Source organism: Ornithinimicrobium murale, from assembly GCF_003352835.1.
GTDB classification, from domain to species: domain Bacteria; phylum Actinomycetota; class Actinomycetes; order Actinomycetales; family Dermatophilaceae; genus Ornithinicoccus; species Ornithinicoccus muralis.
The window spans coordinates 148,682-171,179 of the sequence record NZ_QLVD01000019.1 but is presented as its reverse complement, the minus strand read 5'-3'; the positions used below and the strand labels follow the sequence as shown (position 1 = coordinate 171,179).

Here is a 22,498-nt window from a genome sequence, read left to right as displayed (position 1 = left end):
AGGCTCATCAGCACCGAGACATGTCGCCCATTGCGTACCTCCACAACGTGACAGTCTCGATGCGTGTCATGTCGGCCGGGGACGGATACAAATACCTCCTGCGCAAAGTCGTCGCCGCTGACGGAGATCGCTCCCTATCGACACCCTTGACGCGCTATTACGCGGAGGAAGGTACCCCGTAGGACGGCAAAGGTAGCTGCGTCTGTGTCTGCATCATGTGGTCTCGCGGTGGACGAGGTGCGGTCTCAGGGCGGTGGATGAGAGCGCGTCGCTCGGGGTTCGCATTTGCTCACGCAGGAGACGCAGGCCTTCGTTTCCGCTGTGGGCCAGAGGCTGGCTGATAGTGGTGAGGGAGAGAGCGCGGGCGGTCTCGGTGTCGTCGTAGCCAACGACGGCGAGGTCTTCGGGGATGGCGATCGCGAGGTCGTGTGCGGCGCGGACGATGGCGGCGGCGAGGAGATCGTCGGCGGCGAAGATCGCATCGGGTCGGTGCGGGGCGTCGAGGAGGTCGCGCGCGGTGGCCTGCGCGGTGTCGAGGTCGCGGGTGGTCCAGCGGGTGAGGGCGGGGTCGAGGGCGCGTCCGTGTTCGATCAGCGCCCGGCGGTAGCCGTCGAGCCGGCGGCGGGCGGGCGTGGTGTAGGCGTCGTTGTGCTGGGCTTCGCCGAGGAACGCGAAGCGGTGGCGCCCGCCGTCGAGCAGGTGGGCACCCGCGAGGGCGCCACCGGCGTCGTCGTCGATACGGACCGAGCTGAGACCCGGGTGGTCGGTGTCGACCAGGACGGTGGGCAGGTCGAGGGAGTGGAGGCGATCGACGAGGGGTTCGTCGAGGGGAAGGCTCACGATCAGTAGTCCGTCAAGGCGTCCGGTGCGGGGCAGGCTCGCCAACAGGGGTGCGGGACTGGTCGCAGCGGAGGGTTCGTCGAACACCACGACATCCACCGGTTCCCCTCGGGCGGCGGCGAGGACGCCGGCGAGGCGGATCATCGCCGCAGGGTAGCTAGAGAACGGTCCGATCACCCCGATGCGCTTGGCGGTGCGCCGGGCGCGAGCGATGGCCTGCTCCTTTGGGACGAACGACAGTGCGTCGGCTGCGGAGAGCACCCGCTCCCGTGTCGCGGGACTGACCCGGTCAGGATGATTCAAGGCCAGGGAGACCGTGGACACGCTGACCTCGGCGCGCGCGGCGACATCGCGGATTGTGACGCCTTTCCCGGGCTCGCGCATACGGTTATGCTAGTCGTCGAACTGTTTCGATCAAAGCGCGCAGGAGGGTGTGATGAGGACGCATGGCGTGGCCAGCGCGTGGCCGGTTGCGGTGGCGTTCGCGGTCAACGGCGGCCTGTACGGAGGGATGCTGAGTCGCTACGCGGAGATTGCCGCAGACGCGTACGCGAGTGCTGCGGCTTTCGGTGTCGCGCTGACCGCCGGTGCGCTCGGTGGTCTGACCGGTTCCGTCCTCGCACCTGTTCTGATGCGCGTGCGCACCGAGCGGTCCGCCATGCTCGTCGCGGGCGTGGCGTATGCCGTGCTCAGCGTGGCGCTCCCGCTGGCGCCATCCGCCGTCCTTCTCGGTGCGGTGTTTTTCGTGGTCGGGGTCGTCGACGGCGGCCACGACGTGGCGATGAACGCCCTCACCGTGCGCTACCAACAGCGCTTGCGCATCCCCCTGATGGGACGGATGCACGCCCTGTGGTCCCTCTCCCTCGCCGCCGGCGCGGCCCTCGGCGCGGCAGCGGCAGCCCTGGATGTCTCACCGATCGTGCACCTGGGAGTCATGGCAGGTGTGCTCGGTGCGGCGCAACTGGTGGCCGGCCGCGCAGCGTCCCTGCCCATCGGCGGCGATGACCCCACAGCCCGCGACACCGCGCACCCCGTTGACGGTGGCGGGCAGGCCACGGGCCGCTCCGAATCCTCGTCCATGCCCGGAGCGCGTGGACTGCTCGCTGTGATCGTGCTCGCCGCGATCGCCGCCAGCTACATCGAAGGACCTGGACAGGACTGGAGTGCCCTTCTCCTCACCGACACCTTCCACGCTGACGCCGGCACCGCAGCGGCCGCGCCGTTTGCGTTCTCTCTCGGACTGTTGATCGCACGACTTCTCCTCGACCCCTGCCGCACCCGACTCACCGCAGCACAGATCGCCACCGCTGCCACCGCTCTCGTCGTCTGCGGTGCCGTCGGCGGCCTCCTCGCCGCGCAGCTCCAGGGACCACCGCTCGCGGCGCTCGCGTCCCTCGCGCTGGTCGGCTTCGGCGCCGGACCCATCTACCCGATGCTCTTCGACACTGCCGACACCCTCGGCACCCGATACCGCATCACCCCGGCAACCACCGCGGGAATCATCTCCACCTGCTCCCGCATCGGAGCGATCACCGCTCCCATCCTTGTGGGAGCCCTCGCGCACTCAGCCGGTCTGGGCATAGTCCTCGCCGTGATCGCCGCGGCAGGAGCACTCGCACTCCTCGCGCTCCCACGCGCCCTACGTCACTGACCGGCCACCTCACAACCGTGACCGGCGGAGAGGCTACCGACGCACCTATTCACCGTGACAGTTTCGATGCGGGTCATGAGCGCTGGAGACGGCTACAAATACCTCCTGCGCACCGTGGCCGCCGCAGATGGGGATCGCTCGCTGTCGACGCCCCTGACGCGCTATTACGTGGAGGAAGGTACGCCTCCTGGTCAGTGGCTCGGGGCGGGTGTCGCCTCGCTCGGCAATGGCGAGGTCGCGGTGGGTGATCGGGTGTCGGAGGCTCAGCTCCAACTCTTGATGGGGATGGGTCGTGACCCGATCACGGGCGACCCCCTGGGCCTCGCGTTCCCCGCCTACAAGTCCGTCTCGGAACGGATCGAGGCGAGGATCGCCGATCTGGACTCCTCCATGTCACCGGGTGCGAAGGGTGAGGCGGTCGCCCAGATCGAGGCCGAGGAAGCCGAGCGTGGGACACGGCGGGCGGTGGCGGGGTTCGACTTCACCTTCTCGGTTCCGAAGTCCGCTTCCGCGCTCTGGGCGGTCGCCGACGCCGGAACCCAGGCGTTGATCGGTGAGGCCCATCATGCCGCGGTTGCGGAGGTGGTTGCGTTCATGGAGCGCGAGGTTGCAGCCACCCGTACCGGTGCAACCGCCGGCGACGGTGCCGTTGCGCAGGTCGATGTGACCGGGTTGGTGGCGACGGCGTTCGATCACTTCGATTCACGCGCTGGCGACCCGCACCTGCACACTCACGTCGTCATCTCGAACAAGGTCCAGACCGCGTTGGATGGGAAGTGGCGGTCGTTGGATGGTCGGCCGATGCACGCTGCCGTGGTTGCGCTGTCGGAGCTGCATGAGGCGGTGTTCGCCGATCACATGACCCGCACCTTCGGCGTCGAATGGGAGGCCCGGGACATGGGCCGGGACCGCAACCCGGCATGGGCCATCGCCAGCGTCCCGGAGGAACTAGTGGCCGAGTTCTCGACCCGTGCCCGGCACATCGAGACCGAGAAGGATCGGTTGATCGCCGAGTACGTCGACAAGCACGGACGTCAGCCCTCCGCCGCCACGATCATCAAGCTCCGTGCCCAAGCCACGCTCAGCACCCGGCCGGACAAGGAGGTCCATTCGCTGGCCGACCTCACCCACGAGTGGCGTACCCGCGCGACCGGCGTGCTCGGTCAGGACGCCACTGCCTGGGCGCGCACCGTCACCGATAACGACAAAGCGTTGCTGTTGCGGGCCGACGACGTGCCGCTGGAGGTGATCGCCGAACTCGGTATCTCGGTGGTCGAGGTGGTCGGTGAGAAGCGTTCGACCTGGCGCAGGTGGAACCTGATGGCCGAGGCGTCGCGGCAGACGATGCGCTGGCGCTTCGCCACCATGAGCGACCGCGAGGCGGTCGTGGGGATGATCGCTGACGCCGCCGAGAACGCTTCACTGCGGCTGACCCCTCCCGACCTCGCCACCAGCCCAGCCGCGTTCCGGCGCATCGACGGCACGAGTGTGTTCCGGCCCAAGCACTCCACCGTGTTCTCCTCCGAGCAACTCCTCGCGGCTGAGGACCGTCTGCTCGACCGCGCCCGCACCCTGACCGCACCAACTGTCCCGGTGCGCACGGTCGAGAAGATCACGAGCCGTCCCGACGTCGAGGGGCGGATGCTCGGTGAGGATCAGGCCGAGGCGCTGATGAAGGTCGCGGTCTCCGGCCGGATGCTCGATGTGCTGGTCGGCCCGGCCGGTGCGGGCAAGACCACCGCCATGAATGCCCTGCGCCGCGCGTGGGAGACCGAGCACGGCGACGGTTCCGTGGTCGGGCTGGCACCGTCCGCGGTGGCCGCGCAGGTGCTCGCTGACGATCTCGGTATTGCGACGGAGAACACGGCGAAGTGGTGGCAGAACCACCTCGTCCACGGCGAGGACTTTCGGGCGGGTCAGCTCGTCATCATCGACGAAGCCTCCCTCGCTGGAACCCTCTCGTTGGACCGCATCACCCACTTGGCCGAACGCGCTGGAGCGAAGGTGCTCTTGGTGGGCGACTACGCCCAACTCCAATCCGTCGACGCCGGAGGCGCCTTCGGTCTCCTCGTCGGTGACCGGGTCGATGCGCCCGAGCTGGTCGACGTGCACCGGTTCATCCACGAGTGGGAGAAGACCGCCTCCCTCGCGCTGCGCCACGGTCGCACGCAGGTGATCGACACCTACCTCGACCACGACCGCATCCACGACGGCGACGCTGAGGCGATGACCGACGTCGCATACGCCGCGTGGCGCGCGGACCGGGAGCGAGGGCTGATGTCGGTGCTGGTCGCTGAGACCCGCGACCACGTGAGCGCCCTCAACCAGCGTGCTCGTGCCGATCTGATCCTCGACGGCACGTTGAAGCCGGGTCGGGAGGTCGAGCTGAACGACGGCACCGCGGCAGGTGTCGGGGACACGATCATCACCCGCCGCAACGACCGCCGCCTACGCAACGGGAAGACGTGGGTGCGCAACGGCGATGCCTGGACTATCACCGGCGTCCGGGACGACGGCTCGGTCACGATCCGCAAGGTCGGCCGCCGGTTCGGCGGGTCGATCGTCCTCCCCGCCTCCTATGTGACCGACCATGTTGATCTGGGCTACGCGGTCACGGCGCATAGGGCGCAGGGCGTCACTGTCGATACCGCGCATGTGCTGGTGGAGCCGACCACGACGAGGGAGAACTTCTATGTCGCGATGACCCGCGGCAAGCACGCCAACCGCGCCTACGTGATCCTCGACCGGCCCGACGAGCACGCCCACCCGCATCCAGGCGACAACCCCGACGCCACCGGCTGGTCGGTGCTGTTCGGTGTGCTCCAGCACGTGGGTGCCGAACTGTCCGCGCACGAGACCATCACCGCCGAACAGGAGCAGTGGGGCTCGATCGCCCAGCTCGCCGCCGAGTACGAGACCATCGCCGCCGCAGCACAACGAGACCGCTGGGCCACCCTCATCCGTGCCTCTGGTCTGACTGCCCAGCAAGCCGAGGCCGCGATCGAGTCCGAGGCGTTCGGGGCGCTCACCGCCGAACTGCGCCGCGCCGAGGCCAACCACCACAACCTCGATACCCTGCTCCCGCGCTTGGTCGCCGCGCGCGGGTTCACCGATGCCGACGACATCGCCTCCGTCCTGCACTACCGGGTCGCCCGTGCCACCGCACGCCCAGCCGGCTCGGGCCGCACCCGCAAGGCGCCACGGCTGATCGCCGGACTGATTCCGTCCGCCGACGGCCCAATGATTCGCGACATGCGCCACGCCCTCGATGAGCGGCGCGAGATGATCGAGGCCCGTGCCGACGCCGTGCTCGACACCGCACGCGAGACCGGCGAGTCGTGGGCGCAGCATCTTGGCGAGCCACCCCGCGATCAACGCCAGGCCGCTGCGTGGCGACGTTATGGGCGCACCGTCGCGGCCTACCGCGACAGATACAGCGTCACGGATGACCGACCGCTGGGGCCGCCGCCGCAGTCCACGGCGCAGAGCATCGACGCCGCCCGTGCACGAACTGCCCTCGATCGAGTACATGGCTTCATCACCCAAGCGAGCGATGTACCGCAGCATTCACCGGGACGCGAGGACGTCGAGCGCTCGTTGTAAGTGTGGCGCGATTTCGGCACTTCCGAAGCTTGCAGTCGACTTGGTCGGACTGTGAGGATCAGCCATTGCCGGACGGCGTCGATGATGATCCTCCATCGCCATGTCCTTTGCCGGTCGGCCAAGGATACGCATTCCAAGCGTTCAACAGAATCGGATTCTCGGTATCAACCTTCTTACCGATGTCACGCAGGCTGACGACACCTCCTGCACTCTTCGCCATCTCTGCGAGGAGCAGCGGCTCAACCTCTTTGCCGTGCGTCACGAGCCACTCGACTTCACGCGCGCTCGCCGCGGCTACAGGAACATCTGGGAGCCTCCCGCCAGGGATGACTGCAACGTCATGGTCGAGAAGGTACGCGGCTCCGGTATAGAACGGCTCCGCCGTGACGATCAACCCCAACATGGGGCGGTCGGTTGGGATGTTCGTGAACGCCGGGTGATTGTCAGCAAGATGGCTGACCGTACGGGTCAACTGCTTCCGTGCGCCGCCTAGGGTCTCGCTGAGCGAGTTCGTCAGCGTCGCATCGCCGGCCCGTGCTGCCGGGCCGAGGCGGCGAGACTTGACCTCAACCAAGATGACCAAATTGGGCAGGATCACAAACCAGTCAACGCTCTTGTGACCGCCACCCTTGCCGAAGACAATCTCGGGTTCGACCTCCGCGTCTTCGATCAGCTTGAATTGTCGACCAATGTAGTGCTCGAACAGGCCTCCGAGGTCATCCGCGAAAGTCTTGCCGTGCTTGGTCATCCCGGCGTAGTACAAGCCTCCCGGCGTGACCGTCCGCATGATCAGACGCGTCGCTGGAGCAACAGGCTCCCCGTCGCCCATGTCCACGAACGGCGTCGCCATCAACGGGTTGTAATCGAATCGGCCCGCTGTGGCTGTTCCGACCGAGTGGTCGTTGAAAGCAGTCCGAAAGGCTGCGGGTGTCGTGGTGAGTCGAGAGGCGATCTTCTCTATGTTCGTCCGCGGATAGAGCTTCAGCACTTCAGTGAAGTTTGGCTGATCCAGCCAGCCGGGCTTGTAAGCTCCACCGTTCTGGAAGGCACCCACTTGGAGGAAGAACGTCGCGCCGATCGCCTCGCGGAACGGAATTCCGTCGAGCATGGCCGCCAGCGAGTCCTCCGTGATCACTCGGGTCTCGACGTCGGGCAGACCCTCGACCATCCAGGCGTGGGAGCGAGCAAGTTCCTCGAACATCGACTCCTGGTAGGGGAACTGCTCGTACGTGACCCGAGTCATCAGTTTGACGAGGAAGTCCTCGGACCCCACATCAGCATCGTCGATGTCCATCGCGATCTGGAACTTGTGCATCAGCTTCCGCAGCGCCTTCTCATCGACGGCCTTCGAGCGATACTCATTGCCGTAGAGAAGCGAATCTCGCGCGGCCGCAGCCAATCCCCACGGCGGCATCCGATGTTTCACAGCATCTGGATACGGCGGTTCGCCGAGCGATGCCGAGGCCTGCGCGATCGCCGGGATCAGCTCGCTGGGTTTGAAGGCGCGGCACGCTTGAGTGAATGCCGAGTAGGGCAAGCCCGGATCGCGCGAGAAGCTCATAGACGTCCGTGTCCTTCGGAGCGCCGTTGTCTAAACGTCGAGCGAATCCTCCACGCGAGAGTGACGCTCAACATGGTGTTACGGGCGACCGCAAGGTCGGTTGGCGCAGTCAAGACGCATCCGGGAGGAGCACATCTTCGATGACACCTGAGCTTGCAGATGTACGTAAACGCATGGTGGGCACGTACCTTGCGCGGTAGTCTTCACCGTCGATGGGGTCGGAGTCGTCCCATTCATGGACTACTACGCGCAGGGTGTTGGTCAATCGCCCGATGAGAAGCGCAAGTGGGAACGGGCACCGCAGCAGGAGGTGCACCTCGGCGTTGGAGTTGTCGTTCGACAGGGCACGGATGTGCGCGGCGACGTCGGCGGCGATCAGGCCTGCATCAGTGGGGTCGAGGAGCGTGCCGCTCGCACTTGTGAGATGACGCCAGGCCGCGAGAAACGGCCTATGGTCTTCGATATAGCGGGTGAAGGCGGTGTCGCTGCGTTGGGGCAGGAGATCGACATACACGGCTGCGGAGGGGCGGCCGGTCGTGATCGCAGATGGCTCGCCGCCTTGATTTGCGATTTGCACTTGCGTTTGCGTGATGAACCGCGCTTCGCCATCGCTCGACCAGGTGGCGCCCTGTTGGTCGATCACGTCCATGTGTCCGATTCGAGACGAAGGCAAGGCCGCCCCGACCGCGAAGGCCACGGAGAGATGAGCCCCTCCAGCAACACGTAGGCGATGTGCCCCGGAACGGGTCACGGCATCGGGGAGGAGACCGATGGTGTCCTTGAGGTCTCGGAGCCCATCGGCGCTCGGAAGCCGTTCGTGATCGGAGGGCATGAGCCGGATGTCCAGTTCGTCACCGGTTCGGTCATAGACCTGTGGCGTGTTCCTGGTTTGGAGGCTCAGGTGGAACGTCTGGTCGGTTGCCTCGATTCGCTTGCGAAGAGACGCGATCCGGTGCCAGACCAAACCGCGGATCAATGCCAGCAGACCATCGCGCTCGGCGGATTGCTGATCTACACCGCTCAAGGTGCCGGGACGAATCTCTAGGAGCCGGTCAGGAGCGTCGTAATTTGTTCCGCCGTCGTCTGTCTTCACCGAGTTGATGATGCCGAGTGCAAACACTTCGTGGTCGCGGTGTAGCTCAAGGAGTTGAGGTGCTTCCAACGTCTTCACGACTCTGCTGTTCACCACGTCCGGTGTCGTCACGAGAACGCCGCCGGAGATGCCGGCCGCTATCGCTTGCTTGAGTCGGGCCTCGGTGTCGCCTGGCGGCAGATCGTCTCGGTCCCGCCAGACAGGGATGCCGGCGGCCCGGAGGAGCCAGGCGAGCTCCGTAGCAACACCAGTACCGTCCTTCTGGCGGTACGAGATGAAGACAGGGTCTGCTGGGTCAGGGGCGGCGGAATCGGATGTCATGGCGTCTCCTTGTGTTCTTCAGTTACGAAGGTGGCGTGCCTCACCGCGTCACTGGCGTGCGGGCTGTTTACAGCAGGCGCCGTAGGAAGCCTCTCGGGTAACACTGCCAAGATGCGGTCCCGTTCTACGAGCCAAATTGCAACGACCACTTGTGCCGATGAATCGAATCCAGCGATGATCGCGACGAACTTGTCGAACCCCAGTTCGGGGTCGTGCAGATGGCGCATGTAGGAGTGGAGATCAACCTCGCTCGGGGAGAGTCCTCCGGTCGGGTGGGTGTGCCATTCGCCTATCCACTGGCTACGGTCCTCCGACCAGGCGTAGTCCGCGAGACGCCGGGCATGGTCGAGGTCTCGCATAAAGGTGCGTTCGCCGCGGGTGGCGTTGGGTCCAGGTCCACCGGCGTGTCGGATGTCGATCCCATCAGTCGCGTCGTTCCCGAGCAGGATGCCGCCAGTTTCGAGTCCATCGACGGACCGCAACGCCTCGCGCGCGATCGTGCTGAGTGCGACGTCAGTGATCGTCACCGGAGGCACCTCTCTTCGACCTGTCATCCTGGCGAGCAGGTCGGGCACGATGCACGAGGTCTGGGAATGGACGACCACCGAACATCGCCGGCTTGGCTGAGGTCGAAAGGGGCTGCGAGGTCGCCTGCTGGTCGGAGACCGATTATGGCGTGTTCGCCGGGAACCTGCTGGGTGTGGTCACCGTGAAGCGATTCCAGCAGTGTCGCGATCGCTACTTTTGCGGCGAATGTGCCGATGTATCGGAGATCAGGCGGCACAGCCGTCATTGGCTGGTGGACGCGCCCGGTGCCGTAATCCAACTCCTGATCCGCCTCAGCGTCCATCGCTCCCTGATCTGCAAGCTGCTGCCGTAGACAGAGGAGACATCCGAACCGGGGTGTTGGTCGCAGCCTGATGACTTCTCCGATCGAGCCATTGTCGAGCACGCACGCCAGGATCGCCGGCCTCCGTGCGCGCCTGGAGAGGTGGCTGACGACACGCCTGGGAGCAATACCGTCTGCGGCACAGAGCACCAGATCGACGCGGTCGACGATGCGCCGGATGTAGTGCGCCTCGGCAACCACGTCGCGTTGGTGGGCAAGCACTGTCTGTTGCGGCCAGCGCTGGGCGAGGTGATCTTTCATGGCCGCCACCTTGAACCGCCCGACGCTTTCGGCGCCGAGAGTGTGGCGGAGCATGTTGTGCCAGAGGAATCGGTCCGGGTCGACAAGTTCCACACGTCCGACTCCGTATCCTGCGAGCGCCTCTGCTGCGGCGCTGCCGATGCTGCCGCAGCCCACGACCATGACGCTGTTGGCGGCGAGCTGCTCGATCGGCCACTTGCCAGCCAACTGTGCCAGGCCAACAACTTCTGGCTCTATCTCGATAGCGAGCGGTTCCACACCGCTGCGCCGGACAGCCCATCCCGCAAACTCCGAGGCACCGGCCTCCACCAGCTCCGGTGGAAGATCGGGGTCGTGAGTGACGACCACGCCAAGGTGGTTGCCGGGATCGGCAACGCCCGGCACCAGCTCCCTGAATTCTTTGAACCCTATGGAGATATCGGGGCGTCTGGACAAGAAGAGATGGTGAAGATGGGCGTCGTTGGGTGCCACCCTGATCCACTGAGCGGCATGGTGAGGGTCGCCTGAACGAAGCGCGGAGTACTCGCGTGGGACTTCGGCTGGAAGACGGATGTCTTTGCCGGTTTCCACGGTCTGGACGACATACATATCGTCCGCGGGAACGCGGCGGAGCACCAGCGATCCGCCCGACAGGTCGGAGCCTGCGATCTTGGTGACCGCGTCTCTGGGCATCACGATGTAGGGGTTATGGGGAGACATCTGTGTCTCCCGCCTCGGTCGGGTCCGGTGTTGGAGCTGCTCGCTGAATCGCTCGGTCAATCAGGTGGTCGTGTGAGGGGTCAGAGACGATGCCATTGACCGACATCTCATTGATGACTCCAGCCTTCATGAGGGCGTACTCGATTCGCCACCCCGATGCCTTCGCCAGAAGCTCGGTGAGGCTGGCTTCGGGCTGCCAGCCGCCATCGCTCTGGAGCAGACAGAGCGATCCTCCTGGGGCTACGTGCCATGCGGACTGTGTCTGTTCCCAGATCGACGGCTCGGGATCGAGGGAGTAGATGGTCGGCGGCACCATCGGGTGCGCCGCGGAGTAGGCGACGAGCACCCGCAGTTCCTGGTCCCCGAGCAGCTCGTCGAGAGCATTGGGCTGCGGCCGCTCGAACGGCCAGCGGGGGAGCACGCCGATCCATCCGCCGTGCGGCAAACCGTCGTCTGCTGGACTCTGGTATTCGAGCAACGGCGCGAATGCCTGGACTTCATCTTGGTCGCGCGCCAGTCGCACAGGTTCACGTTCAGTCCAGAGCACGGGGTTGAGCGCCGCGGTGCCCGCGCCGCGATCCGGCCCTGTTGCGCGAGTCATCCCTGCGGAGTGTCCTTCACCGGTCGGGGCGCCGCTGGTACGACCGCAGGCGCCGGGTTGCCAGTGGAGGCGGGAGGCTTCGGGAAGTCGTCCCCAAACACCTCACCCCAGTGCTTGATCGCAGCGGCAGTGTCGTTGTTCGCCTGTGCCTGGAAGGCCTTGATCGCGTTATCTCGTGCAGATCGGAGGGAATCGGCGAACTCGCCGTAATCGATGTCAGGCTGAATCGGTCCACAGAGCCCAGCAGGATCGGCGACTTCGTTCCCGCCCTTAATGTGGTAGCAGGCGCTGACGAAGAACTGCTTGATCGCAGCGGGCTGGTTGACGTCCGTCGGCAGGAAGTCGAGCGCGAGGACCTCCATGACGAGAGACTTGATCTTGGTGTCTTGCTCGGCGGCCCACCACTTGAGCATCCGAACAGTGCCGGCGAACTTGTTCCACTGTGCGTGCCTATCCGCGACCTCGGCGATCAGGGACTCGGGGTCGCAAGCGACCCAGTCTTCCGAGAGTGCTTCAGGAATGAGGAGCCGCCCATCGCGGCGAAGTGCTGGCATGGCATCAACCGTGAAAGCGTCAGGATCGTCGGGGTCATCTAGGAAGCACTTGACGGCATGGTTGCGCCACCGGGCCAGTCGGACGGCGTGGTCGTAGGTGCCGTTCGTCGCCCCGAGCAGCGCGTTGACACGCTGGCGCGTGTGATCGAGAGCGTCCGCGGCGGAACCTCCTGGCGCTCCCCACTCAGGATGCTCGTCCTGATCGAAGACGACGATCACATCGACGTCATGGATCGGGTCCTTGTGCGTCCCTCGCGCGAGCGATCCGGACGCGATGACTTCCTCCACATCGTCCTCGGTGCCGAAGGCACTCTTGAAGAGATCGCGCCGGGCGCGCGCTTCGCGGACGTGTGTGATGTCAGCGTTCACGACGTCCTGAAAGGTCTTGAAGGCGTCCGTCACGCTCATAGTCGTTCTCCTGGTTGGTTTGTCGTTCGATCACCGTAGTTACTGCCACCGACATTGCTGCGTCGAGCAGGTGCGGCTCGTTGCCTACTTCTTCTTGCTGCGCTTGCCGGTGGTCTCGTTGGTCGTGGTCTTCGGGTGACGCTTCACCGTGGACTGCTTCACGAACCGACCCGTGACCGCGCTGCGCCCTCGCTTGCCTGCCATGCTCCTCACCTCCTCGGTGTTCTAGACTCGATGCTGCGTTTCAATTCTAACACACTCCGTGTCGGAGGCGACGGACTGTCGCAGATGTGACACACTGGGGGTATGGCCAAAACCACGATCAATACGGCCGCGCTGTACTCCGCCCTAGACGCCGCGCGTCAAGAGCGCCAACTCTCATGGCGAGCACTGGCCGGCGAGATCGGCGTGAGTCCCTCCTTGCTCTCCCGGCTCGGCAACGGCCTCAAGCCAGATACCGACGGCTTCGCCACGATCATCGCCTGGCTCCGACTCCCGGCCGAGGACTTCTTCGAGCACGAGGGAGAACGTGACGCCGACGACACTCGCGAACCCGACCTCATGGCCCAGCTCGCACCGCTCCTGCGCGCCCGGAAGGACCTCAGCGAGACCGACGTCAGGTACCTGCAACAGGTGATCGGCGCGACCATCGAACGTGCACGGGCCCAGGGATGACTCGTGCGTCGAGGATTCAAGACCGAGGCGAAGAGCCTCGCGCTGGAGCTACGGGCCGAGATCGGCCTCGACGCGCATGCGCCTTTCGACCCCTACGCCTTCGCTTCTGAGTACGGCATCCCGGTCGTCCAGCTCAGCGACCTTGATGGTGTCGCGCGTGACCACTTCCTACGAGCGGACGGGAGCGCACTATCCGGGGCGCTGATCCCGAACGGCAGCGGGGTGGTCATCCTGGAGAACGATGCTCAGCCCTTGACTCGTCGGCGCACCACCATGTGCCACGAACTTGCCCACGTCGTCCTGGAGCACCAGTTCGGCGTTTCGCTTTCCGACGAGAGGAAGTGTGGGCTGGGCGGCGACCAAGAAGCCGAAGCCGACTGGCTCTCGGGGGAGATGCTGATCCCCAACGACGGAGCCTTCCGGCTCGCCCGAGCGAACGCCACCGACGAGGAGGCCGCGGATGCCTACGACGTCAGCCTCGCTGTCGCCCGCTGGAGGATGAACCACAGCGGCGCCCGCAAGGTCATGGAACGCGCTCGCGCCAAGTGGTCCAAGGCGCCCAGCTCCTACCGATAGTTGCGACCCAGCAGCGGGCGATCGGCCTGGGCTCGGTGCGAGTTCGCCCGTCCCTTCCTTCACGTCCGGCCCGAGGCGTAGACTTGGCCCTGAGGCCGGATTTCTCCTCTGTAATGCGCCGCTCGCGGCAGACCCTCGGGTCACTCTTCAACGCACCGCCTCGTCAGATGAACTGTGCGATGGAGAGGAAGACCATGATCCGTCTGATCTGGACCGTCAGCGTCCACACCCGCTACTTCCTGCGGCGCTACATGCCTACCAACATCCTGCTGGATGCGATCCGAACCCGCCGACGCGGCTTGAAGTGGGGTATCCCCGCGATGCTGCTCGCAGTCCCGTACCTGCTGATCGCGAACGTCTGTGTCCAACTCATCGACGACGGCGCCCCCGGATGGCTCCACCTCGCAGTGCTGTGGGCGATCTGGAACATGCTCAAGATGCTCTGGATCGGGCCGGTCAGCGCTGTGCTCCTAATCCGCGCCCGTGTCCGCGAGTCCATCACCGCCCGTCGCGAGCGCGCCAGCTCGCCCGGCGAAGCAGACGTCGCCGAAGAGCGGTCCGTGGTGGACGCGATAGATATCCGCTGAGGTGTGAGAACTCAGGCACCGACCCGGCGACGACCGCCGGCACGGATCGTCCCGCCGCACGCGAGCACAGCCGAGCGCACGGCCTCATGGCTGACTCCGAGTCGCGCGGCGACCTGAGCGAGCGTCATCCCACCCGCATAGAGCTGAGCGGCGTCCTGTCGGAGCGCGTCCGGCAACTCCGGGCGACGCGCCGCCAAGCCCGCCTCCCGAGCTATCTCCCGCACAGTGCCGCGGTGCACGTTGAATCGCGTCGCCAGCTCCCGCACGGGCACACCATCGGCGTAACCGGTGATCAGCTCGGCTCGATTGGAGACGCTCAAACGGGTTTGAGACTGCCGCGAATTCTCACGCACCGGACCGCGCTCATCGGTCATCCGAGCACCCCGAGCGCGCGGCTGACGAGCCCGAGAACCCCGTAGAACACGGGAAATCAGCGATCCGAGCGGCTTCCGGGGGTTTGAGAAGCTGCTACGGAGGTCCACTTCTCGTGCACGTCGTTGGTGCGTAGCTCAGTCGGTTGGAGCGTTGCCCTGATAAGGCAGAGGTCGCAGGTTCGAGCCCTGCCGCACCAACCGCGTGCACGAGCCCAGGTCGCGTAGCTCAGTTGGTAGAGCACCTGCTCGACGCGCAGGGAGTCGCAGGTTCGATTCCTGCCGCAACCACGCAACACCGCGGGGTATGGCGCAGCTTGGTAGCGCGTCCGCTTTGGGAGCGGAAGGTCGCAGGTTCGACTCCTGTTGCCCCGACCAGCACCAAATGCCCTCGTAGCTCAGACGGATAGAGCACCGGTTTACGGAGCCTGGTGTCGCAGGTTCGAGTCCTGCCGAGGGCACCAGAGCGTCGTTGTTCAAACCAGCGACGTTTCCGGTTTGATCTGCCCCGTTTCTGCCTGCTGTCTGGCGTGCGAGGGCGGTGGCCTGGACTTCGGGGTTGAACAGGGTGTCGAAGGGCACTCCTGGTTCGGCGTCGATGGCGTCGTCGTCGGTGACGGTGAGGCGTTCGAAGAAGGCCTGGTTGGCGATCCGGCGGAGTGAGTCGTCGATGCTCATGTAGATCGCGTGGGCGTTGCCGGCCAGGGCCAGGCAGTCATCGAGGTGGGCGCGGGCCTGGTCGTACTCGATCTCGCTGGCCTCGATCCGTGAGTCGAGGAACGCGATCTGTCGGGCGATGCGGTCCTGTTCGGTCTTGAGCAGGTCCAGCGGCACGGCCCCGGCGTAGTGGGCCTGGAGCAGCTTGGTGCGCTCGTCGTAGAGGCGGTCTCGTTCGGCGACCTGTGCCTTGCGTTCGGTCTTGGCGGTGGCGAAGAGCCGGTCGAACTCGCCGGTGATCAGCTCGCGCAGCGCGGTGACGATGTGGGCGGGTATCTGCACGCGGCGGTAGTAGTCCTCGACCGCGGCTTCCACGTCGGGCACGAACATGGACTTGCGGTCGCAGTTGGTGCGCTTGGAGTGTCGGCCGGCGCAGATGAAGTAGGGGTAGATCACTCCGCTGCGGCTGCGGGCGTTGGACAGGATCAGGCGGGAGCCGCAGGTGCCGCAGAACACGGTGCCTTTGAGGTAGTGCTCGTGGGCTTGGGTCTTCTCCCCGGACGCCTGGTGGGCTGCGAGCACGGTCTGGACCCGGTACCAGACCTCGGGTGCGACCAGGGGTTCGTGCAGGCCGTCGTAGGTCGCGCCTTTGAACTGCACGTTGCCCTTGTAGTACGGGCTGGCCAGCATCCGGTGGATCGAGGACAACGCGGGGGCCTTGGCGGGCCGCTTCGGTGTCGCCACGGTGGTCAGGCCACGGTCGATGAGTTCTTCGCGCAGTGTCGCCACCGAGTAGTTCCCGGTCGCGTAGGCCTCGAAGGCCCACCGGATGATCGGGCCGCGCTGCGGATCGACCTCGATGGTGCGGACCTCGCGGCCGAGTTCGTCGCGCCGGGTGACGTTCAGATAGCCCATCGGGGCTTTGCCGTTGGTGCCGCCGGTGACTGCCTTCTGGTTCATGCCCTTGGAGACCTCGTTGGCGAGGTTGCGGGAGTAGAACTCCGCGATGGTGGACATGATCCCGTGCAGCAGCATCCCCGAGGGCGTCTCGTCGATGTTCTCGGTCGCAGAGACCAGCAGGACGCCTGCTTCTTTGAGCGCGAGGTGGATCGCGACGTCGTCGGCGCGGTTGCGCGCGAGCCGGTCGACCTTGTGGACGATGCAGTAGGCCACCGGGTGGGTCTTGACGTACTCGATCATCTGCATCAGCGCGGGCCGGTCGGCCTGGCGGGCGGACTCGCCGGCGTCGACGAACTCCTCGACGATGACCGCGTTGACCTCCTGGGCCTTGCGCAGGTTCGCCTGACGCTGGGCCGGGATGGAGAATCCTTCGTCCTGGCCGCCCTTGGACGCCTGCTCCTTGGTGGAGACGCGCAGGTAGGTCACCGCCAGTGTCGTGGTCGCACCGATCTGATCGGGCGCCGTTGCCAGCGGAGGGTGCGTGGTGCTCATGGGTCGTGTTTCCTTCCCCAACAGGTGGGGCCAACACGAGAGCGCGGGGCTGCTCGTGCGGTGCGACGTAGGAAATAAACACGACCCGTGCCATCCGCTTGCGGACGGGCTGGGTAGGCCACGAAGGGCTAGTGAACAAGACGCCACACCACGACCACCTGGGTGGCCGCTGGCATGCGTACGCTTACGATTCTACGCTCTGGCCACCAGTGTGCTCAGGAGGACTCTCCTGCCCAGCGTTCTCCTGGTGTTCTTGGCGGGCGCGGGCCTGGGCCATCCCGATGAACACCTGGGCGAGCTTGTGCAGGTCCGGGCTGGGACGCAGCTCGGCCTCGACGCGGTAGTCGCGCATCCGCTCCGGCGGGACACTCGGGCTTTCGGCTCCGGTGGTCATGGCAGCTCTCCGGTGTCGAGGTCGAGTCCGGCGAAGAACGCGTCTTCGGCTTCACGGCGGGCCTGAACCTGCTCGAACACGTACTGCACGAAATCCTCACCGCGGTCGGCGATCGTGGTGTCCTCGATCGCGGGGGCTGGTTCCTCGCCGGGCCAGACCGCCTGCCGGGTGGGTCGGTCATGATCCAGTCGAGTGCCCGAGGCGGCCACCCAGTCACGCAGCCGAGCGCGAGCGTCGGCGAAGTCACGGTGCCAGCCGATCGCGGCCGAGGCGTTCTGCTCGGGGTCGTAGGCACCCAGCCAGTGCAGATGCAGCGCGGACAGCTCCCACACCAGCTCGGGATGGCGGTGCCAGAACGGCGGCAGCACGCTGACGGGCAGCCCGTAGGTGCGGCGCAGCCACGCGACCCAGTCGTTGAGTGCCAGCCACTCGGCTTCCAAGTCATCGGCGCTTAGCAGGTTCCAGTTCACCGGATGCGGCACCGCTGGCGTGTCGGCGTCCTCGAAACCGTCCACGTCACCGGTCTCCGGCGTCTCGTCTGCGTCCGCCGTGTTCTCGATGTCGTGGAAGTCCTCGTCGGACGGGTGCTCGTTCGGAGTCTCGTCGTTCATGCTCGTCTCCCCTCCTGCGGTCACAGGCCGATATGCGGCGTGGCGGACTGGGACTGCGGTACTCGCCGCTGGGCCTGGTCGACCTGCGGCGCCTCCGCGCTGGCGGCGTCCCGGCTCGGGGTCTGGCGTTCGAGAGTCCTGCGAGGGGCGCGCCCGCCGGTGTTCTTCGACGGCGGGGTCGCGGGCAGGAACCGGGTGGCCTCGAACTGCTCCTCGCGCTCGCCGGTGTGCTTGTTGGTGTACTCGCGCAGCGAGCCTTGGGCGATGAACCGGTCCTTCTCGCGCAGGTGCTCGATGCCGAACTGGGCAGCACCCTTGAACGCAACGACGTCGTGGAAGGTGGTCGGCTGGTTCTGCCATCCGACCTCGGGGTCGTAGTGGCGGTGGCGTTGGCCGGCCTTGAAGTACAAGCGGGCATCGCCGTTCTCGGTGTAGGTCAGTCGCGGCTTGGAAGCCACGAAGGCGTAGATGCTGTCCTTCAGCTCCAGCCCAGTCGTTGAATCGGTACTCATCGCACGTGCTCCTGCTCACGCAGCCACCGGAGCGGTGACCGCTGGGACAGGTAGGTGCACGCGCGCACCACCACGACCGAGGGCGGCGGGCTCAGCGCTGGAGCAACGCTTCGACCTCGGCCCGGTCCGCCTTCAACTGGGCAGCGTCGGGTCGGGAGGGCCAGGGGCGTAGGTCGGTGATGATCGGTGGCGTGGAACGCAACAGCGTTACCCCGGTGCCGAACGGGAGGGTCCTGATCCGGTCTGGCGGCAGGATCGGTACCCGGCGCACCGAGCGCTGGTTCGATCGGGTGCCGTGGTCGCCAAGGGTCACGCTGTCGGTGTACTCGTCGCGTTCGCCGATGAGGGTGGAGAGGTCTTGGAGGTCGCGGGAGTTGGAGGCGCCGCCGAGGATGATCTTGACGATGCTGGCATCCCAGATGGCGCCGGCGGCGTTGTCGGACCACTTCTCGCGTGCCTGGGCCAGTGACTGCAAGACCGGGAGTGCGGTGATGCCGGTGCCGCCGCCTTCTGCCATCAGCGTCGGGAGACTTGGCAATCGGGCGAGGTTGCCGATCTCATCGAGTGCCAGCAGTAGTGGTGGGTCGAGGCGGGCGCCGGGAGAGCGGGCCGCGATCCGGCGTGCGGTTTCGATGAGGTCTTCGACGAACGCGGCCACGAGTGCGGCGGATGCGCCGGCTCCGGCGCCGGTGGCGAGCAGGTAGAGGGTGCCGCGCTGGCGGATGAAGGTCTCGGGGTCGAAGTCCTCACCAGCTCGTGGTGAGACGGCATCGAGCACCCTCGGGTCGGCGAGTGCTCCGAGGGCGAGGGCGACGCCTTGCCAGATGGAGTCGCGGGTTTTGGGGTCCGAGTCGATCATCGCCCCAAGCGAGTCGGCCCACCCGGTCGCGGCTTGGGTGGTGTTGGTGAGGATGGCGACGGCTTCGGCGGCAGCGGTGGGGTCGAGAGTCCACCGGAACAGCTCCGATGGCGGGCGTCCGTCGAGGGCGGCGGCGTGCAGGAGGGCTTGGAGGGCGGTGCGGGTCTTGCCTTCCCAGAAGCCCCCGGACTCCACACCGCCAGCGGAGAGTCCGGTGGCGGCGGCGAGTCCGGTGGCTCGGATCATGGCGGTCAGCGGGTCATCGCAGCCACGGATGGGTGACCAGCGCATGCCCGCGGGGATACCTTCGGCCAGGTGCTGGGGGTCGAACACGGCTACCGGCCGCCCCTCGCGCTGGCGAGCCTTCAGGGTGGCGGTGAGGTTGTCCGGGCGGGTGCTCGTGGTGACTACGGCGCCGGGTGCGTCGAGGATGGCGTTGATGACCACATGCAGGCCCTTGCCGGAGCGCGGTGGGCCGATGAGCAGGATCGAGTCCTCCACGCTCGCCCACACCTGCCTGCCTCGCGAGCGGCCCAGCAGGTAACCGACATCGGAGGGCGTTGGCTCATCGAGTGACGGGCGCAGTGCCGTGGCCCGGCGTAGGAGTGCCTTGGCGGAGGCGTTCTGGGTGACCTCGTGGGCGGTGGCGGTGCCGGCCAGGCGTCGCGGGTCGGTCTCGACCTTGCGCGAGTGGCGACGCAGCCGCACCCACACCCACGTACCCGCCGCACCCAGAGCACCGAGGAGCACGGCGGCGGTGATCCAGTACGCAACAGGGCTCAACCCCTCGGCATCCAACGCCATCGCGGGGTCGGCCTGATTGAACAGCACACCGAGCCCGGATGCAGGGCCGGACGCGGGTTGGGGTACGCCGGTGAGGAACGCCGCCACGCTCCCGGCGGCGCGTAGAACGAGCGCGAAGCCGAAGGCGCCGATCAGGGCGACGATGGCGGCGTTGGTCAGCTCATCGCCCATGCTCCCGGTCTGCCGCTGCCCGGTGCTCATGACACCCGCCGGATGTGCAGGGTGCCCGAGACCCGGCCCAGCAGCACAACCTCACCGGTCCCGCCCGCCAGGGCAGGCGCGAGGTGGCCGGTGTCGATCACGGCGCGGGCCTGGCCGGTGCCGGTGGCGTCGGTGTGAGCGACGATCAGCGCGACCCCGACGTCCTCACCGGGCACGAACCCCTCGCCGGTGACCTCGACGAGTCTGGAGGCAGGCTGGTTCTCGCCGCCACGGCCCCGATTCTCGGCGTCCTCGACTTCGGCCAGCTCGGGTCGTGCGGGGCGACGGGCGCGGATGAGGTCGGTGAACACGGACCCGTCGCTCTCGCGGACCTCGATCCGCACAGCGATGGTGCGGTCAGCGGTGACGGCATCCATCAGCTCACCGAAGGTGCTGCGCGTCCACGCGGAATCCTGTTGTGGTGGCGGGAACGGTGCGCCGTCGACGGTGACGTCCAACGTTCCGTTCTCGGCGACCGTGACGACGACGTGCGGGAGTACAACCGGGGTCTCCGCGGGGTCCTGCAAGGTGGTGCGGCGTGGCTTCTTCGAGGCCCCCATCACATGACCCCCTGAGTGAGGCGGGAGCTGGTGTCGAACAGCGACAGCTCAGCCGGGTGGAGCTGGTGCTGGGTGACGAAGGCTCTGTCCTTGATCCGCCACAACCCCTGCCCGACCCCGAGGCTGGGGAGGAGTTTCTGCTCGGTGCCGGTCAGTCCGAGGGCGGTCGCGGTGGGGCCAAGTTGGTCGGATTCTTGCCGGTAGACGATCCTGGTCTCCGCGTTGGCGAGGAGGCTGTTGGCGAGGGAGCGCATGGCTGAGCCCTGGTCGCCGACGTTGTCCAGGTCGGAGAGTTTGTGGAAGATCAGCATGTTCGCGATCCCGTAGTGCCGCGCGAGCCGCCAGTGGGCGTCCATGCGTTTCAAGAGCGCGGGGTGGGACATCAGGCGCCAGGCTTCGTCGTAGATCACCCACCGCTGACCGCCGGCCGGGTCCAACAGTGCGGACTCCATCCACGCGCTGGAGCACGTCATCAGCACGCTGATGAGGGTGCTGTTCTCGGTGACGCGGGAGAGGTCGAGGCTGATCATCGGCAGCGACGGATCGAAGGCCACGGTCGATGGGCCATCGAAGAGCCCCTGGAGGTCACCTGCCACGAGCCTGCGGAGGGCGTGGCCGACGAGCCGGCCGTCCTCGGCCAGCCGGCCGTCAGCGTCCGTATCTGAGCTGTTGGGGTTGAGGACATGGTCGACGACCATTGGCAGGATCGGCACGTCGTTCTCCCGCACCGTCTGCGTCAGCGCCAGGTCGACGGCGGTGTGCTCCAACGGCGTCAACCCCCGCGCCAGCACGGTCTCGGCCAGGGCGCCGATCAAGTCGCGGCGTCGCGAGGCCACGGTCGTCTTCCACTGCTCGTCGGTGAGCCCGCCGGGTCGGTGGCCTTCATCGAGGGGATTGAGTCGAGTGTTCAGGCCGTGGCCGAGGACGATAGCCCTCCCGCCGACGGCTTCGGCGACCGCGGTGTGCTCACCCTTGGGGTCACCGGGGACGTAGACCCGGCGCCCGAACGGCAGCGATCGTGTGTAGAGGGACTTGGCGAGGGAGGACTTGCCGGAGCCGACGATCCCGGCGAGCACCACGTTGGGTGCTGTGATGATCCCGCGGGCGTAGAGCACCCAGGGGTCGTAGACGAACGATCCGCCGGAGTAGAGGTCTTGGCCCACGAACACGCCATCGGAGCCGAGTCCGCCTTCGGCGACGAACGGATACGCCCCGGCGAGGGTCGCGGAGGTGTCTTGGTGGCGCGGGAGGCGGAATCGGCCCGGCGTGCGCAGCGCTGCCGGGCCGGGCTCACTGGCAGCGGGCAGGTAGGTGGTGGCGCGGCGTTCGGCGCGCTCGGACTCTGCCTTCGCCCGCGCGGCGTGCTTCTCAGCGGCGCGTTGCTCGGCCTGGAGCCTCGTGGCGGCTTGGCGGCGTTGTTTGCGGAGCCGGCGACGTTCTTTGGCGGGGGCGACCAGGACCGAGGTGTGCAGCCGTTCCCGCTCGGTGCCGGTCACAGCGACAACCCCCGCCCCGAATCGGCCGAGCTGCGGGAGGGAGTAGTGAACCAGTCGCGGTCCGCGCCCAACGCCGCACGCCGCGCCTCATGACCCTCCCGGTCCGACGCTGCCTGCTGCGCACGAGGCGACGGCCCCGTACTGATGCTGGCGGTCTCAGGAGCAGGCGGATCAACGCGGAGTGCCGGGTCGGGCGGGGTGTCGAATTGCCGGTAGAGGCCGACGTGGGCGAGGGCGTGGTTGTAGGTCACCGCGTACTCGC

At 66.6% G+C, this 22,498-nt stretch carries 19 protein-coding genes, 4 tRNA genes and 1 pseudogene; 9 read left to right on the top strand and 15 right to left on the bottom strand.

Features of this window, described 5'->3' with window-relative positions; all coding sequences use genetic code 11:
* Nucleotides 1–213: 213 nt before the first annotated feature.
* Nucleotides 214–1,224, bottom strand: coding sequence for a LacI family DNA-binding transcriptional regulator (locus DPQ65_RS07365; RefSeq protein ID WP_114906690.1), 1,011 nt, complete (start codon nt 1,222–1,224; stop codon nt 214–216).
* Nucleotides 1,225–1,276: 52 nt separating this feature from the next.
* Here DPQ65_RS07365 and DPQ65_RS07360 point away from each other — a divergent pair, with 52 nt between their 5' ends.
* The gene (locus DPQ65_RS07360) at nt 1,277–2,491 is read left to right on the top strand and encodes an MFS transporter (RefSeq protein ID WP_162802078.1); all 1,215 of its coding nucleotides are present in this window, start codon (nt 1,277–1,279) and stop codon (nt 2,489–2,491) included.
* Between the two features lie 66 nt (nt 2,492–2,557).
* Complete coding sequence (gene mobF, locus DPQ65_RS07355; RefSeq protein ID WP_114906688.1) at nt 2,558–6,094, top strand: MobF family relaxase; 3,537 nt, start codon at nt 2,558–2,560, stop codon at nt 6,092–6,094.
* A gap of 58 nt (nt 6,095–6,152) precedes the next feature.
* Here mobF and DPQ65_RS07350 read toward each other — a convergent pair whose 3' ends face one another.
* From DPQ65_RS07350 to DPQ65_RS07325, 6 genes are all read right to left on the bottom strand, one after another.
* On the bottom strand, nt 6,153–7,655 hold the full coding sequence (locus tag DPQ65_RS07350) for a hypothetical protein (RefSeq protein WP_114906687.1): 1,503 nt from the start codon (nt 7,653–7,655) through the stop codon (nt 6,153–6,155).
* Between the two features lie 109 nt (nt 7,656–7,764).
* Nucleotides 7,765–9,069 (bottom strand): SAVED domain-containing protein, encoded by a 1,305-nt coding sequence (locus DPQ65_RS07345; protein WP_114906686.1) that lies wholly within the window; start codon nt 9,067–9,069, stop codon nt 7,765–7,767.
* Nucleotides 9,066–9,596: a Mov34/MPN/PAD-1 family protein gene (locus DPQ65_RS07340; protein ID WP_114906685.1), complete on the bottom strand. Its 531-nt coding sequence runs from the start codon at nt 9,594–9,596 to the stop codon at nt 9,066–9,068. Before DPQ65_RS07340 ends, DPQ65_RS07345 begins: the two co-directional genes overlap by 4 nt.
* A gap of 23 nt (nt 9,597–9,619) precedes the next feature.
* Entirely contained in the window at nt 9,620–10,918 is a 1,299-nt protein-coding gene (locus DPQ65_RS07335; RefSeq protein WP_114906684.1) for a HesA/MoeB/ThiF family protein, read from the bottom strand.
* Entirely contained in the window at nt 10,905–11,441 is a 537-nt protein-coding gene (locus DPQ65_RS07330) for a ubiquitin-conjugating enzyme family protein (RefSeq protein ID WP_238146739.1), read from the bottom strand. Before DPQ65_RS07330 ends, DPQ65_RS07335 begins: the two co-directional genes overlap by 14 nt.
* Nucleotides 11,442–11,515: 74 nt before the next feature.
* Nucleotides 11,516–12,481, bottom strand: coding sequence for an SMODS domain-containing nucleotidyltransferase (locus tag DPQ65_RS07325; RefSeq protein ID WP_114906682.1), 966 nt, complete (start codon nt 12,479–12,481; stop codon nt 11,516–11,518).
* A 306-nt stretch (nt 12,482–12,787) separates the two neighbouring features.
* On the opposite strand from DPQ65_RS07325, the gene DPQ65_RS07320 reads away from it, so the two are divergent.
* The 3 genes from DPQ65_RS07320 (at nt 12,788) to DPQ65_RS07310 (ending at nt 14,319) form a co-directional block, all read left to right on the top strand.
* On the top strand, nt 12,788–13,156 hold the full coding sequence (locus tag DPQ65_RS07320) for a helix-turn-helix domain-containing protein (RefSeq protein WP_114906681.1): 369 nt from the start codon (nt 12,788–12,790) through the stop codon (nt 13,154–13,156).
* Between the two features lie 3 nt (nt 13,157–13,159).
* The gene (locus DPQ65_RS07315; protein WP_114906680.1) at nt 13,160–13,732 is read left to right on the top strand and encodes an ImmA/IrrE family metallo-endopeptidase; all 573 of its coding nucleotides are present in this window, start codon (nt 13,160–13,162) and stop codon (nt 13,730–13,732) included.
* Nucleotides 13,733–13,926: 194 nt separating this feature from the next.
* Nucleotides 13,927–14,319 carry a hypothetical protein gene (locus tag DPQ65_RS07310; protein WP_114907000.1) on the top strand — a complete coding sequence of 131 codons (393 nt, stop codon included), beginning with the start codon at nt 13,927–13,929 and terminating at the stop codon, nt 14,317–14,319.
* Nucleotides 14,320–14,330: 11 nt separating this feature from the next.
* On the opposite strand, the gene DPQ65_RS07305 is transcribed toward DPQ65_RS07310, so the two are convergent.
* Nucleotides 14,331–14,639, bottom strand: a complete 309-nt coding sequence (locus DPQ65_RS07305; protein ID WP_114906999.1) for a helix-turn-helix domain-containing protein — start codon at nt 14,637–14,639, stop codon at nt 14,331–14,333.
* Between the two features lie 178 nt (nt 14,640–14,817).
* Here DPQ65_RS07305 and DPQ65_RS07300 point away from each other — a divergent pair.
* The 4 genes from DPQ65_RS07300 to DPQ65_RS07285 all read left to right on the top strand — a co-directional run bounded on the left by DPQ65_RS07300 (nt 14,818) and on the right by DPQ65_RS07285 (nt 15,154).
* Nucleotides 14,818–14,891 (top strand) — tRNA-Ile (locus DPQ65_RS07300).
* Nucleotides 14,892–14,908: 17 nt separating this feature from the next.
* A tRNA-Val gene (locus DPQ65_RS07295) sits at nt 14,909–14,981 on the top strand.
* Between the two features lie 10 nt (nt 14,982–14,991).
* Nucleotides 14,992–15,068 (top strand) — tRNA-Pro (locus DPQ65_RS07290).
* 9 nt (nt 15,069–15,077) lie between these two features.
* A tRNA-Arg gene (locus DPQ65_RS07285) sits at nt 15,078–15,154 on the top strand.
* Between the two features lie 598 nt (nt 15,155–15,752).
* Here the strand turns inward: DPQ65_RS07285 and DPQ65_RS16480 are convergent.
* The 7 genes and pseudogenes from DPQ65_RS16480 to DPQ65_RS07245 all read right to left on the bottom strand — a co-directional run.
* Nucleotides 15,753–16,799: pseudogene (locus DPQ65_RS16480) on the bottom strand (recombinase family protein); the annotation flags it as partial.
* A 184-nt stretch (nt 16,800–16,983) separates the two neighbouring features.
* Nucleotides 16,984–17,193, bottom strand: coding sequence for a hypothetical protein (locus DPQ65_RS07270; RefSeq protein ID WP_114906679.1), 210 nt, complete (start codon nt 17,191–17,193; stop codon nt 16,984–16,986).
* Nucleotides 17,190–17,804: a hypothetical protein gene (locus tag DPQ65_RS07265; RefSeq protein ID WP_202863043.1), complete on the bottom strand. Its 615-nt coding sequence runs from the start codon at nt 17,802–17,804 to the stop codon at nt 17,190–17,192. Before DPQ65_RS07265 ends, DPQ65_RS07270 begins: the two co-directional genes overlap by 4 nt.
* 20 nt (nt 17,805–17,824) lie before the next feature.
* Nucleotides 17,825–18,316: a single-stranded DNA-binding protein gene (locus DPQ65_RS07260; RefSeq protein ID WP_114906678.1), complete on the bottom strand. Its 492-nt coding sequence runs from the start codon at nt 18,314–18,316 to the stop codon at nt 17,825–17,827.
* 91 nt (nt 18,317–18,407) lie between these two features.
* Nucleotides 18,408–20,180 (bottom strand): type IV secretory system conjugative DNA transfer family protein, encoded by a 1,773-nt coding sequence (locus tag DPQ65_RS07255; RefSeq protein WP_114906677.1) that lies wholly within the window; start codon nt 20,178–20,180, stop codon nt 18,408–18,410.
* Nucleotides 20,177–20,740, bottom strand: a complete 564-nt coding sequence (locus DPQ65_RS07250) for a hypothetical protein (RefSeq protein WP_114906676.1) — start codon at nt 20,738–20,740, stop codon at nt 20,177–20,179. The genes DPQ65_RS07255 and DPQ65_RS07250 overlap by 4 nt, the downstream gene beginning before the upstream one ends.
* Nucleotides 20,740–22,236 (bottom strand): ATP-binding protein, encoded by a 1,497-nt coding sequence (locus DPQ65_RS07245; RefSeq protein WP_114906675.1) that lies wholly within the window; start codon nt 22,234–22,236, stop codon nt 20,740–20,742. The genes DPQ65_RS07250 and DPQ65_RS07245 overlap by 1 nt, the downstream gene beginning before the upstream one ends.
* Nucleotides 22,237–22,498: the final 262 nt, after the last annotated feature.

Excerpts from the sequence above, each read along its gene's own strand:
- DPQ65_RS07310 (WP_114907000.1), top strand. The coding sequence starts at position 13,927 with ATGATCCGTCTGATCTGGACCGTCAGCGTCCACACCCGCTACTTCCTG.
- DPQ65_RS07350 (WP_114906687.1), bottom strand. The coding sequence starts at position 7,655 with ATGAGCTTCTCGCGCGATCCGGGCTTGCCCTACTCGGCATTCACTCAA.
- mobF (WP_114906688.1), top strand. The coding sequence starts at position 2,558 with ATGCGGGTCATGAGCGCTGGAGACGGCTACAAATACCTCCTGCGCACC.
- DPQ65_RS07320 (WP_114906681.1), top strand. The coding sequence starts at position 12,788 with ATGGCCAAAACCACGATCAATACGGCCGCGCTGTACTCCGCCCTAGAC.
- DPQ65_RS07325 (WP_114906682.1), bottom strand. The coding sequence starts at position 12,481 with ATGAGCGTGACGGACGCCTTCAAGACCTTTCAGGACGTCGTGAACGCT.
- DPQ65_RS07360 (WP_162802078.1), top strand. The coding sequence starts at position 1,277 with ATGAGGACGCATGGCGTGGCCAGCGCGTGGCCGGTTGCGGTGGCGTTC.
- DPQ65_RS07265 (WP_202863043.1), bottom strand. The coding sequence starts at position 17,804 with ATGAACGACGAGACTCCGAACGAGCACCCGTCCGACGAGGACTTCCAC.
- DPQ65_RS07335 (WP_114906684.1), bottom strand. The coding sequence starts at position 10,918 with ATGTCTCCCCATAACCCCTACATCGTGATGCCCAGAGACGCGGTCACC.
- DPQ65_RS07270 (WP_114906679.1), bottom strand. The coding sequence starts at position 17,193 with ATGACCACCGGAGCCGAAAGCCCGAGTGTCCCGCCGGAGCGGATGCGC.
- DPQ65_RS07260 (WP_114906678.1), bottom strand. The coding sequence starts at position 18,316 with ATGAGTACCGATTCAACGACTGGGCTGGAGCTGAAGGACAGCATCTAC.
- DPQ65_RS07255 (WP_114906677.1), bottom strand. The coding sequence starts at position 20,180 with ATGAGCACCGGGCAGCGGCAGACCGGGAGCATGGGCGATGAGCTGACC.
- DPQ65_RS07250 (WP_114906676.1), bottom strand. The coding sequence starts at position 20,740 with ATGGGGGCCTCGAAGAAGCCACGCCGCACCACCTTGCAGGACCCCGCG.
- DPQ65_RS07365 (WP_114906690.1), bottom strand. The coding sequence starts at position 1,224 with ATGCGCGAGCCCGGGAAAGGCGTCACAATCCGCGATGTCGCCGCGCGC.
- DPQ65_RS07345 (WP_114906686.1), bottom strand. The coding sequence starts at position 9,069 with ATGACATCCGATTCCGCCGCCCCTGACCCAGCAGACCCTGTCTTCATC.